General features: G+C 30.4%; 13 protein-coding genes. 5 read left to right on the top strand and 8 right to left on the bottom strand.

The features are described 5' to 3' along the window. Positions 1 to 2 precede the first annotated feature (2 nt). The 4 genes from purQ to grxD are packed head-to-tail and all read left to right on the top strand — an operon-like array spanning position 3 to position 3,443. Entirely contained in the window at positions 3 to 686 is a 684-nt protein-coding gene (gene purQ, locus ACIJYI_RS02445; RefSeq protein ID WP_435114528.1) for a phosphoribosylformylglycinamidine synthase I, read from the top strand. After that, on the top strand, positions 683 to 2,875 hold the full coding sequence (gene purL / locus ACIJYI_RS02440) for a phosphoribosylformylglycinamidine synthase subunit PurL (protein ID WP_435114527.1): 2,193 nt from the start codon (positions 683 to 685) through the stop codon (positions 2,873 to 2,875). The genes purQ and purL overlap by 4 nt, the downstream gene beginning before the upstream one ends. Beyond that, positions 2,875 to 3,105 carry a BolA/IbaG family iron-sulfur metabolism protein gene (locus ACIJYI_RS02435; RefSeq protein WP_435091018.1) on the top strand — a complete coding sequence of 77 codons (231 nt, stop codon included), beginning with the start codon at positions 2,875 to 2,877 and terminating at the stop codon, positions 3,103 to 3,105. The genes purL and ACIJYI_RS02435 overlap by 1 nt, the downstream gene beginning before the upstream one ends. Then, positions 3,105 to 3,443, top strand: coding sequence for a Grx4 family monothiol glutaredoxin (gene grxD / locus ACIJYI_RS02430; protein ID WP_435086857.1), 339 nt, complete (start codon positions 3,105 to 3,107; stop codon positions 3,441 to 3,443). Before ACIJYI_RS02435 ends, grxD begins: the two co-directional genes overlap by 1 nt. 3 nt (positions 3,444 to 3,446) lie before the next feature. Here the strand turns inward: grxD and rpsD are convergent, their stop codons facing one another. From rpsD to ACIJYI_RS02390, 8 genes are read right to left on the bottom strand one after another with little or no spacing between them, the layout of a single operon-like run. After that, complete coding sequence (gene rpsD, locus ACIJYI_RS02425; protein ID WP_435098215.1) at positions 3,447 to 4,064, bottom strand: 30S ribosomal protein S4; 618 nt, start codon at positions 4,062 to 4,064, stop codon at positions 3,447 to 3,449. 40 nt (positions 4,065 to 4,104) lie between these two features. Then, positions 4,105 to 4,818, bottom strand: a complete 714-nt coding sequence (locus tag ACIJYI_RS02420; protein ID WP_435114526.1) for an RNA methyltransferase — start codon at positions 4,816 to 4,818, stop codon at positions 4,105 to 4,107. A 20-nt stretch (positions 4,819 to 4,838) separates the two neighbouring features. After that, complete coding sequence (cimA, locus tag ACIJYI_RS02415; protein ID WP_435114525.1) at positions 4,839 to 6,440, bottom strand: citramalate synthase; 1,602 nt, start codon at positions 6,438 to 6,440, stop codon at positions 4,839 to 4,841. Further along, entirely contained in the window at positions 6,437 to 7,786 is a 1,350-nt protein-coding gene (gene cysS / locus ACIJYI_RS02410; protein ID WP_435114524.1) for a cysteine--tRNA ligase, read from the bottom strand. The genes cimA and cysS overlap by 4 nt, the downstream gene beginning before the upstream one ends. 45 nt (positions 7,787 to 7,831) lie before the next feature. Further along, a complete protein-coding gene (gene nadE / locus ACIJYI_RS02405) occupies positions 7,832 to 8,569 on the bottom strand; it encodes an NAD(+) synthase (protein ID WP_435114523.1) in 738 nt (245 codons plus the stop codon). A 39-nt stretch (positions 8,570 to 8,608) separates the two neighbouring features. Then, positions 8,609 to 9,988 carry a class II 3-deoxy-7-phosphoheptulonate synthase gene (locus ACIJYI_RS02400; RefSeq protein WP_435114522.1) on the bottom strand — a complete coding sequence of 460 codons (1,380 nt, stop codon included), beginning with the start codon at positions 9,986 to 9,988 and terminating at the stop codon, positions 8,609 to 8,611. Between the two features lie 35 nt (positions 9,989 to 10,023). Then, positions 10,024 to 11,844: a glutamine--fructose-6-phosphate transaminase (isomerizing) gene (gene glmS, locus ACIJYI_RS02395; protein ID WP_435114521.1), complete on the bottom strand. Its 1,821-nt coding sequence runs from the start codon at positions 11,842 to 11,844 to the stop codon at positions 10,024 to 10,026. A gap of 3 nt (positions 11,845 to 11,847) precedes the next feature. Then, positions 11,848 to 12,465 (bottom strand): DapH/DapD/GlmU-related protein, encoded by a 618-nt coding sequence (locus ACIJYI_RS02390; protein ID WP_435114520.1) that lies wholly within the window; start codon positions 12,463 to 12,465, stop codon positions 11,848 to 11,850. A 69-nt stretch (positions 12,466 to 12,534) separates the two neighbouring features. Here ACIJYI_RS02390 and ACIJYI_RS02385 point away from each other — a divergent pair, with 69 nt between their 5' ends. After that, positions 12,535 to 13,218, top strand: a complete 684-nt coding sequence (locus ACIJYI_RS02385; protein WP_435114519.1) for an HAD-IA family hydrolase — start codon at positions 12,535 to 12,537, stop codon at positions 13,216 to 13,218. The last annotated feature ends 5 nt before the right edge of the window (positions 13,219 to 13,223 follow it).

The raw sequence follows: 13,223 nt of genomic DNA, 5'->3' as shown, positions 1-13,223 counted from the left end.
TAATGAAATCATCAGTCATTACATTCCCTGGCTCTAATTGTGATAGAGATATGGATGTTGCTCTTAAAAAATTTGGCTTTAATAATAAAATGGTTTGGCATAATGATGTTGAACTTCCAAAAAGTGATTTAGTAGTTTTACCTGGTGGCTTTTCTTATGGTGATTACCTTAGATGTGGAAGTATGGCCTCTAAATCTAAAATAATGCAATCAGTAATTAACTTTGCAAATTCTGGTGGAATGGTAATGGGAATTTGTAATGGGTTTCAAATTTTAGTTGAAACAGGTTTGTTGCCTGGTGTTTTGTTAAGAAACAAATACTTGGAATTTATTTGCAAAAATGTTTTTGTCAAAATTAACAATAAACAAAACTCCTATTTTAAGAATATAGATAATGATATCTTAGAGTTTCATATAGCTCATAATGAGGGAAACTATTTTTGCACCAACGATCAATTAAAAGAAATTGAGGAAAATGAACAAGTTGCAATAAATTATTGTGATAAAGATGGTAAATCAGAGGAACAATTTAATCCCAACGGCTCAATTAAAAATATTGCTGGTATCTTTAATAAACAAAAAAATGTTTTAGGTATGATGCCCCATCCTGAAAGAATGATTGACCCTTCTCTTTCAGGTGAAGATGGATCTCTTTTTTTTAAAAATTTAATTAATAATCTAAAATGATTGTAAACGAACAAGTTGCTATAGATCATGGTCTTAAAAAAAATGAATATGCAAAAATTTGTGAACTTCTTGAACGAACTCCAAACATTACTGAGCTAGGCATCTTTTCAGCAATGTGGAATGAACATTGTTCTTACAAATCTTCAAGACTTCACTTAAAAAAACTTCCAACAAAAGGAAAGCAAGTCATTCAAGGACCAGGAGAAAATGCGGGAGTTGTAGATATTGGTGACAATGATGCAATTGTATTTAAAATTGAAAGCCATAATCACCCTTCTTTTATTGAACCTTATCAAGGAGCTGCAACTGGTGTTGGTGGTATTATGAGAGATGTTTTTACAATGGGGGCGCGTCCTATTGCGAACTTAAATTCTATTCATTTTGGATCTCCTCAACACAAAAAAACTAAAAATTTACTTAGAGGAGTGGTTCACGGTATTGGTGGTTATGGAAACTGTATGGGTGTTCCAACGATAGCAGGTCAAACTAATTTTGATAGCTCGTATAACGGTAATATTCTAGTTAATGCGATGACTTTAGGATTGGTTAAAAAAGATAAGATTTTCTATTCAAAAGCAGCAGGTCTAGGTAAACCAGTAATTTATGTGGGGTCTAAAACAGGACGAGATGGAATTCATGGTGCTAGTATGGCATCAGCTAGCTTTGATGAAAAAATAGAGGAAAAAAAACCGACAGTTCAAGTTGGTGATCCATTTACTGAAAAACTATTACTTGAGGCTTGCCTAGAGTTAATGTCTGGGGATTCAATTATAGCAATTCAAGACATGGGTGCAGCTGGACTCACATCATCAAGTATTGAAATGGCCTCAAAAGGAGATCTTGGAATTGAAATTAATTTAAATAAAGTTCCATGCAGAGAAACTAAAATGACACCTTATGAAATTATGCTCTCTGAAAGCCAAGAGAGAATGTTAATTGTTCTAGAAAACGGCAAAGAAGATCAGGCTAAAAAAATATTCGATAAATGGAATTTAGATTTTGCAGTAATTGGTAAAACAACTAATTCTAAAAAGATTGAACTGTTCTTTGATAATGAGCAAGTTGCAGATATTCCAGTCAATACTTTAGTTGAAAATTCACCAATGTATGACCGTAAATGGAAAAAAGCAAAACTACCTAAAAAAAACAAAATTAAAAAAGAAGATCTTAAAAATTTAAAAATTATAGATGTGTTAAAAAAAGTTTTATCTAACCCAAATGTTTGTAGTAAAGAATGGATTTGGCAACAATACGATCATACAGTTATGGGTGACACTATACAAAAACCAGGTGGAGACTCTGGTGTTGTGAGAGTTCATGGAACTGATAAAGCAGTTGCAGCATCGGTTGATTCATCTGCTGTATATTGTTGGGCGCATCCGTTAACTGGTGGAAAGCAAGTTGTTTGTGAAAGTTTTAGAAATCTAATTTCTGTGGGTGCAAAACCAATTGCTATTACTAATTGTTTAAACTTTGGTAGTCCTGAAAATGAAGAAAACATGGGTGAGTTTGTTGAATGTGTTCAAGGTATTGGAGAAGCTGCTGAATATTTAAAATTCCCAGTCGTTTCTGGAAATGTTTCTTTTTATAATCAAACAAAAGAAGAAGGAATTAAGCCCACTCCATCCATCGGTGGTGTTGGTTTAATCAAAGATTATAATAAAATGATCACAATGGATTTTAAAGAAGTTGATAATATTGTTTTAGTAATTGGAAAAACCGAAGGACATATTGATCAAAGTTTATTTGCAAGAAATATTTTAGATGAAAAAAATGGTCCTCCACCAGAAATCAATCTATTTAATGAAAAAAATAATGGAGAAACTTTATTAAAGTTAATAGATGCAGGTTATATTAAAAGTGCTCACGATGTATCTATTGGTGGAATAATTACTGCTGCCGCTAAAATGTGTATTAAAGGAAACAAGGGTATTAATCTTAAAAAACCAAAATACCTAATTAATGAAATTGAATATTTTTTTGCTGAAGATCAAGGTAGATACGTGATCGAAGTAAACAAGGATAATCTTAAAAAAGTGACTGCTATTTTAAACAAAAATGCAGTTCATTATGATGAGCTTGGAATAATTGATAAAGATCAAATGTTTATTAACGAAAAGACAAAAGTAACAATTGACGAATTAAGATCATCGAATACAAATTGGCTAACAGATTACATGAGCAAATAATGGCAATGGATTTAAAAGAAATTGAGAGTTTAATCAAAGAAGCTTTGGCTGATGCTACAGTTGAAATTCAAGATTTAGCTGGTGATGGCAATCATTACTCAGCAACAGTAACTTCTGCTCAATTCTCAGGTAAAAGTAAAATTGAACAACATAAAATGGTATATAATTCTCTAAAGGGTAAAATGGGAAATGAATTACATGCCTTAGCAATTAAAACAAAGGAGCAATAATGGATGATAATACAAAAAATTTAATTCAAACTCATATTGATAGTAACGAAGTATGTTTATTTATGAAAGGTACGCCTGATGCTCCTCAGTGTGGTTTTTCAATGGCTGTATCTAATATGTTAAAAATTCTTGAAGTTAATTTCCAAGGTGTAAATGTTTTAGAAGATCAAAATGTTAGAGAAGGAATTAAAACTTTCAGTGACTGGCCTACTATCCCACAACTTTATATCAAAAAAGAATTTGTAGGTGGCTGTGATATCGTAAAAGAAATGTATGAAAGTGGTGAATTAGCAAAATTACTTGAAACTAAAGGTATAAGTTTTAAAGCTAAAAATTAATTATTATCTAGAGTAATATTCAATTACTAAATTTGGTTCCATCACAATTGGATAAGGAACTTCTTCAAATTTAGGTACTCTTACAAATTTAACTTTTTTGTTTTTCTCATCCATTTGAATGTATTCTGGAGTTTCTCTTTCTTTGCTAGCTAAAGCAATATCAATAATTGCTAATTGCTTAGATTTATCTCTGATCTCAATAGAGTCTTCTTCTTTAACTATATAGCTACCAATATTAACTTTTTTACCATTCACTCTTACGTGACCATGGTTAATTAATTGTCTTGAAGAAAATACTGTTGTTGCAAATTTTGCTCTATAAATAACTGCATCTAATCTTCTTTCTAGTAAACCAATTAAATTTTCGCCAGTATCACCTTTAAGCATAACAGCTTTTTTATAAATATTTCTAAATTGTCTTTCGTTAATGTTACCATAGTAAGCTTTTAATTTTTGCTTAGCTTGCAATTGAGTTCCATAATCTGATGGTTTACCTTTTCTACCTTGACCGTGTTGTCCTGGTCCGTAGTCTCTTTTGTTGAAAGGACTCTTTGGTCTTCCCCATAGATTGGCTTTTAATCTTCTATCTACTTTATGTTTAGAGTTTAATCTTTTTGTCATTTGATATTGGGGTTTATAAGCTTACAGGCTATTTTGTCAATCAACGTTTTTTACCCAAACTAGCAAATACACTGGCCAATATACGGGTTTCTTTGGCTGATAATTCCATTCTATAGAAAATATTTCTTAGATTTTCTAGCATAATAGGTTTCTTCTCCTTTGGTTTGAAAAAATTGATCACATCTAATTTTTGAATGCATAAATTGGCCATTGAATGTATCTCTTTTTTAGAGGCAGCTTTAACCTTTTTAGATTTTTTAAAATTGGAAGTCTTAGATTTTATGATGCTTGAGACATACTGAGCAATGATAATTAAACTATGAGATAAATTTAAAGATTTGAATTCAGGATTAGTTGGAATTTGTAATGTGTAATTTGCATAACTCACTTCATTATTCGACAAACCCGAAGCTTCAGATCCGAAAAGAAATGCTACTTTTTTGGTAAAATCAATCTTTTTTAAGTCTTCTAATTGAATATGTTTAATGTTTTTGTTTCTAAATCTAGCAGATGTTGCAATGACATAATCTATATCTTTAAGTGCAGGTTCTAATGTATCAAACACTTTACTCTTATTGATTATATTTTTAGCACCAACAGAAGTTGCTAAAATTTTATCATTAGGAAAAATTGGTTTTGGATTAATAATTGACAGTTTTTGAAAATTAAAGTTCTTCATCCCTCTAGCACATGCACCAATATTTTCTGATAACTGGGGCTTATGTAAAATAAAAGTAATATTATTTGATGACATTATTTATGATAAATCAAAACTTATAAGCTAGCTGGGGCCTTATCTTTAAATAATTTATAGTCCAAACTATCAACCAATGCTTTAAATGATGCATCAATTATATTTGGTGAAACACCTATGGTAAACCAGTTAATACCTTTAGAGTCTGTGCTTTCAATTGAAACTCTAGTTACTGCTTCAGTACCTGTATTTAAAATTCTTACTTTATAATCAACTAATTTTAAATCTTTTAAATACTCAGAATATTTAGCAAGTTTATTTACATTTTTTCTAATCGCATTATCAAGTGCATTTACAGGTCCATTTCCCTGTCCTTCACATAATATTTTTTGACCATCGACTTCTAATTGAGCTTTAGCGTGAGAAATGATTTCACCAGTGCTATCTTTTTTAACTGATACATCATACTCATTAATTAATATGTATCTTGGGATATCACCTATTAACCTTCTAGCTAATAATTCAAATGAAGCGTCCGCTCCATCATAACTATAACCAATGAATTCTCTGTCTTTAACTTCACTTAAAAGTTTTTTAATTTTTGGATCATTTTTTTCTATTTGAATGCCAATAGACTTTAATCTAGACATTATATTTGATTGACCAGCTTGATCTGAAACAACAATGTTTCTTGAGTTTCCCACTTCATCAGGTTCAATATGTTCATAAGTTTTTGGATTTTTTTGAACTGCAGAAACATGCATTCCACCTTTGTGTGAAAAAGCAGAAGCACCCACATAAGGTAAATGTTTGTTAGGTTTTCTGTTTAATAATTCATCTAATAATCTTGAGCATTGAGTTAGATTTTTTAAATTTTCTCGTTTGATATTAAGTTCAAATTTATCACTAAAATCCCTCTTCAAGAATAATGAAGGAATTAAAGACATTAAATTTGCATTACCACATCTCTCCCCTAATCCATTGATAGTTCCTTGGATTTGTCTAACCCCTGCTTGAACTGCAGCCAAACTATTTGCTACAGCATTTTCAGTATCGTTATGAGCATGAATACCTAGATTTTCACCTGGAATATGTTTTGTAACTTCTGATACAATTTTTGACACTTCATGTGGAAGAGTTCCGCCGTTCGTGTCACACAAAACAACCCATCTAGCGCCTTGATCAAATGCAGCCTTAAGACACTTTAATGCATAATCAGGATCTGATTTATATCCATCAAAAAAATGTTCAGCATCAAACATGAATTCTTTACCTGAGCCAACTATATGTTTTGCACTTTCGCTAATATTTTCTAAGTTTTCTTCATTAGTGATTCCAAGTGCTACATCAACTTGAAAATCCCAGGATTTTCCAAACAAACAAACTGATGAACTTTTTGAATTAATTAGTGAAGCTAACATTGGGTCATTTTCAGCACTATGCTCTGATTTTTTGGTCATACCAAATGCAGTTAATTTAGCATTTTTAAAACCATGATCTTTGTTAAAAAATTCAGTATCTGTTGGATTGGCACCTGGCCAACCTCCCTCAATGTAATCAACTCCTAAGTTATCAAGTGAATTTGATATTTTTTCTTTATCATCAATTGAAAAGTCAACACCTTGAGTTTGAGCACCATCTCTTAACGTGGTGTCAAAAATATATAGTTTTTCCTTACTCATTTAAATTTCCAAATTGTTTTACCATCTTTATCTTCTATTAAAACACCTTTATCAAAAAGGTAATTTCTTATATTATCGGCTTCTTTATAATCTTTATCAGCTCTAGCTTTATTTCTAAGTTCTATCTTACTTTCAATTTCTTCTTCTGAAATATCTGCTTTATCTTTTTTATAATTTAACCACACCTCTTTAGTTTCTTGAAGTAAGCCTATGAAGTTACAAGCTGAATTAAATATTTGTTTGTCTTCATCATTTCCTTTATTAGCTTTTTCATAAAGTTTATGTAAATTTGCAATATAACCAGGTGTATTTATATCGTCATACAAAGGTTGGATAATTTCGTCATTAACATCTTTGTTTGACGGCATATGAACATTATACCATTTATCAATCGTATTTTGACAATCCTCTAATAATTTATCACTCCAATCCAATGGCTGTTTGTAGTGCGCGCTAATTAAAGCCAATCTTAAAACTTGTCCGCTAACTTTTTTTCTAAAATCTTTTATTTTTAATATATTTCCTTGAGATTTTGCCATTTTTTCATTGGACATAGTGATAAATGCATTATGCAGCCAATAATTTGCAAAAACTTTAGTGTCATTTGCACATCTTGATTGAGCTATTTCATTTTCATGATGTGGAAAAATTAAATCTATTCCTCCTCCATGTATATCAAATTCATTACCTAGAAATTTCTTAGACATTGCAGAACATTCTAAATGCCAGCCTGGTCTACCTTTTCCCCATGGTGAGTCCCAAGAAGGTTCATTTTCTAAAGAAGGTTTCCATAACACAAAATCTTCAGAGTTCTTTTTATTGTCACTTACTTCAACTCTTGATCCAGCAATTAAATCCTCTAACTTTTTGTTAGATAATTTTCCATAGTCTTCAAACTTTTTAACCTCAAAATAAACATGTTTATTATTTTCATAGGCAAAATCTTTTTTAATTAATTCAGAAATCATCTCGATCATTAAATCTATATGTTCTGTCGCTTTAGGTTGTTGTGTTGGTGCTTCACAATTTAGATAATTACAATCTTCATCAAAACTTTTGATTACAGTTTTAGTTAAATTTGAGATAGATATTTTCTTATCATGTGATGATTTAATTATCTTATCATCAACATCTGTAATATTTCTTACGTAAGTCACTGAGGAAAATTTACTCTTGAGTATTTTGAAAAGAATATCAAAGATAACTATAGGTCTAGCATTACCAATATGAGGGTCATCATAAACTGTAGGACCACAAACATACATACCTACATTTTTGTTATCTATTGGAACAAATTTTTCTTTTTTATTACTTAGATTGTTTGTTAAAAAAATATCTTTATTCATCATTTTAGAAATATACTTAAATTATAGATTTGTGAATCTATTTGATTAATTTGGAATTTTACATACTGGAATGGGCTCCATTTTATGCAAATTTTGTTTTCTTATTATTTCGTATTTAGCTCTATTAGGTGAGTTTGGGTTATCCATAGCTTCCTCTAATTCGTGATATTTTAAACCAAGCTGACCTTCATCTGTTCGACCATCGTCCCATAGACCATCTGTAGGAGCTGCCTCAATTATTTCTTTTAAAATTCCAAGCTCTTTTCCTATCTCCCAAACTTCTGTTTTATTACAATCTGCTATTGGAGAAATATCGACTCCACCGTCACCATACTTTGTATAAAAACCAACACCAAAATCTTCAACTCTATTACCCGTACCAACAACAATACCTTTGTTTGCTGCTGCTACTTGATAAAGAGTAGTCATTCTTAATCTTGCTCTAGAATTTGCCATTCCATGTTCATTATCAAATTGAGATAAAGTTGAAGAAAAAGCAGAAAATAATTTATCTAAGTTTACTGTGTGTGCTTCAACATTATCAAATTTCTTAACCAACCACTCTTGATGTTTTAAACTTAAATCATGTTGCTGAGATTTTTGTTTAATTGGCATTGATAATACAATTGTTTTTAATCCAGTCATTGCACTTAAGGTGCTTGAAACAGAAGAATCTATACCACCGGAGATACCAATAACCAATGATTGTGCCTTACTTGGCATATTGTTGGCATAATCTTTTATCCAATTAGATATAAAATTTAATTTTTCTGAAGCATTCATAATCTTAAAATATTATCAGTTGGTATCTTTTACAATGTTTTAAGATGCCGCTCTGTCTGCATTTTTAGAATATAAGCTATTCTTTTTAATCTCATCAGAAATTAAAAAAGCTAATTCTAAGGCTTGATTTGCGTTAAGTCTCGGGTCGCAATGAGTGTGATATCTAGATGATAAATCTTTTTCTGATATTTTTTGAGCTCCACCAATACATTCGGTAACATTTTGGCCAGTCATTTCTATGTGCAAACCTCCAGCATAACTTCCTTCACTTTGATGACAAGCGAATACATTTTTAACTTCGTTTAATACACTATTAAAAGGTCTTGTTTTAAATCCTGTTGCAGCTTTGACTGTGTTACCATGACAAGGATCACATGACCAAATTACATTTAAACCCTCTTTTTTAATTGCTCTTATTAATTTAGGTAAATGTTTTGAAACATTATCTGCACCAAATCTTGATATTAAAGTAATTTTTCCTTTTTCATTACTTGGATTAATTTTATTACAAAGATTTATTAAATCTTCTGGTTTTAAAGTTGGTCCACATTTAATTCCTACTGGATTTTCAATTCCTCTACAAAATTCAACATGTCCACCATCAAGTTGTCTAGTTCTATCTCCAATCCAAACGAAATGAGCTGAAGTGTCATGATTTTCTCCAGTTGTAGAGTCAGTTCTTGTCATTGTTTCTTCAAAAGGTAATAACAACGCTTCATGTGAAGTCCAAAAATTAACCGTCTTTAATCTTCTATTAAAATCTGAATTGATTCCACAAGCATCCATAAATGCTAATGCATCAGCAATTTTATCTTCTAAATCTTTAAATCTCTTTAACGCTGGACTATTTTTGATAAATCCAAGGTTCCAATTATGCACATTTTGTAAATCAGCAAAACCACCATGACAAAAAGCTCTGATAAGATTTAATGTTGCAGCTGATTGAGAGTAAGCTTTAAATAATCTTTTTGGATCAGGAACTCTTGACTTTTCATTAAATTCCATTCCATTAATATTATCACCTAAATAACTTGGAAGCTCTATACCATCTTTAGACTCAACTGGTGAACTTCTAGGTTTTGAAAATTGACCAGCTATTCTTCCAACTTTAACAACTGGTAATGATGCAGAATAAGTTAAAACTAATGACATTTGCAACATTAGTTTGAATGTGTCTCTGATATTATCAGGATTAAATTCTGCAAAACTTTCTGCACAATCTCCACCTTGAAGTAAAAATGCTTTACCATCTACTACATTAGCAAGCTGATCTTTTAAATGTCTTGTCTCACCTGCAAATACTAAAGGTGGGAATGTTCCAAGCTTGTCCAAAACCATATCCAATTCTTTCTTATCTGGATATTCTGGTATGTGTTTAACAGGATATTTCTTCCAACTATTTTTTTTCCAATTTTTCATATTCAACTGCTGATTGTTTTAACAGAGTTTGAGCTTTATTCAACTGTTACTGATTTAGCTAAGTTTCTTGGCTTATCTATATCATAACCTTTTTTAAGAGCTGAATAATATGCAAGTTTCTGTAGTGGAATAGTTAAAAGAAAAGGAAGTAAATCATTATTGGTATTCTCAACTTCAATTGTTTCCCAAATATTTTCTGAAATCACCTCATCTTTACTTTTGTTAGTAATTAACAAAACTTTAGCACCTCTTGCTATAACTTCCTGCATATTTGAAATAGTTTTCTTATAATAGCTATCTCTTGGTGCCAGAACAACAACTGGCATTCCTTCTTCAATCAAAGCTAAGGGACCATGTTTCATTTCACCAGCCGGATAACCTTCTGCATGAACATAAGATAATTCTTTTAGTTTTAACGCACCCTCAAGAGCAATTGGATATGAAAAACCTCTACCTAAAAACATTGAGCCTTTTGCATCATTAAATGTAGACGATATTGCTTGAATTTCATTATCAATTAATAGTGTTTTTTCAATCAATTTTGGTAATTCTTTAAGGTCTTTAATTTTTTCTTGGTACTCCTTAAGCACAATCTCTTTTCTTAATGAGCTTAATTTTAGCGAGAGAATATATAAAACAAGTATTTGACCTAAGAATGCTTTAGTCGATGCAACTCCTATTTCAGGACCACAATGGATTGGTAAAACAAAATTAGAATCTCTTGCAATTGAACTTTCAATTACATTCACAACAGCACAAGTTTTCATATAATTTTTGTTACATAAATCTAAAGCAGCATAAGTATCTGCTGTTTCACCTGATTGAGAAACAAAGACATACAAAGTATCATTTTTAAATCTATTTTTTCGATATCTGAATTCAGATGCTATATCAATATTGACATCTAAATTTGTTAGTTCTTCAAACCAATATTTGGCCATTAAACATGAGTGATAAGCTGTTCCACAGCCAATTAAAGTAATTGAGTTTATTTCATTAATTTTCCATGGAAAATTATAGATATTGATATCGTTATTGATATTATCCAAATATTCCTTAATACCAGTTTTTAGAGTTGCAGGTTGTTCCTCAATCTCTTTAACCATAAAATGCTTGTAATCCCCCTTGTCATAGTTTTCCTGATCAGAAGAAAGTTCTAAAACTTTTTTATTAATCTTTTTTCCCTCTTCATTAAAAAAATGAACTTCATCTTTTTTAATTATACAAAATTCTCCATCATCTAAATAAGTGATTTTATTTGTCATTGATTTTAAAGCATATGAGTCTGATCCTAAATAATTTTCATTAGGGCCATAACCGACAGCTAAAGGTGATCCTCGTCTAGCACCAACTATTAAATCTGATTTATCCTTAAAGATCACGCCTAGAGCAAAACTACCATGAAGTTGTTTTAAAGTTTTTGTGATTGCTTCTTGAATTTCAGCTGTTTTTAGATTTTCTGTAATTAAATGAACAATTACTTCAGAATCTGTTTGTGATTTGAATTTATGTCCTTTTCCTATTAAAAATTTTTTTAAGATTGTTGAATTTTCAATGATTCCATTATGAACAACCGATACTGACTCTGATGAATGTGGATGTGCATTAATAGTATTTGGAATACCATGTGTTGCCCATCTAACATGTCCTATACCTAAATTTCCTGAAATATTTTTAAGCATTGGGTTTTTTTCTAGATTATCAAGTTTACCTTCTGATTTGATTTCGTTTATAAAACCATTTGATAATGTTGCTATACCAGAAGAGTCATATCCTCTATATTCTAACTTTCTTAGAGAATCTATTATAGTTGATGAAACTGGTTTGGTACTAGTGATGCCTATTATTCCACACATATATTATTTTTTTTTATAGTTTTTAATTTCTATTTGTGTTGTTCTTGTTAATGCTAAAGATTTCTTTTTGACATTTTTAGTAATCACTGAACCAGCTCCAACAATACTTTGTTTGTTAATTGTTACCGGAGCAACTAAGGATGAGTTAGATCCAATAAAAACATTATCTTTTATTTTTGTTTTACTCTTTTTAACTCCATCATAATTACATGTGATTGTACCAGCGCCAATATTAACAGATTTACCAATTTCACTATCACCAATATAAGACAAGTGATTTACTTTAGATTTTTTTCCAATAGTGCTTTTTTTAACTTCAACAAAATTTCCAATTTTAGAACCTTCTCTTAAAATTGTATTAGGTCTGATCCTAGCATAAGGTCCGATTTCAACTTTATTTTCAATCGTGCAAGACTCTAGATGAGAAAAAGATTTAACAATTATATTGTTTGCAATTTTTACTTTTGGTCCAATAACTACATAAGGTTCGATTGTTACATTTTTTCCAATTTTTGTATCATTTGAGAAAAAAATTGTTTCAGGTCCAGTCATCTTAACGCCTGCTTTTAAAAATTTACTTCTAAGTTTATTTTGAACTTTTTGTGAATTTAATTCTTTCATTTTAAAATGCTTTACATTAAGAATATGTCTTAATTAATTCACATAATATTTCTTTAAAATACTTTTAAAATGAACCAAAAATTTACTATTTTATTTGATTTAGATGGTACTCTTGTTGATACAGCGCCAGATCTTATGCTTGCGCACAATCATGTTATGAAAAAATTTGGGTATCCCACCAAATCAACTGAAGATATTAGAAATTTAGTTGGCAAAGGTGCTGGAGCTTTAATTGGTAGATCAATCTGGGGTCAAGCAAAAAAAGAATTTAGTAAAGTTTTGGATGATAAAATTAAAGATGAAATGGTCAAAGAGTTCGTAAATTTTTATGGACAAAATATTATTAACGAAAGTACTTTAATTAATGGTGTAAAAGAATTTTTAAAATGGTGTAAAGAGCATAATATATCGATGGCTGTATGTACAAATAAACAAGAGCATTTATCAAATGATCTTTTAAAAAAAATTGGAATTTATGATTTTTTTGAATATGTGGCAGGATCAGATACTTTTGATTACTGCAAACCAGATCCTAGACACCTAACATCTGTTGTGGAAATATTAGATGGGGATGTAAAAAAAACTATTATGATTGGAGATAGTGAAACAGACGCTAATGCTGCAAAAGCAGCGGAGATACCAGTTATTTTATTGGAAAACGGATATACTGAAAAAAATACAACTGAAATATATCATAATCACTTGATAAAAGACTTTATTGGTATTGAAAAAATAATATCAAAATATCTTTAATATTG

It is taken from the genome of Candidatus Pelagibacter bacterium nBUS_36 (genome assembly GCF_051201215.1).
GTDB lineage: Bacteria > Pseudomonadota > Alphaproteobacteria > Pelagibacterales > Pelagibacteraceae > Pelagibacter.
Note: the sequence above shows the minus strand (reverse complement) of the source record. Positions and strands in the feature narration are given on the sequence as shown.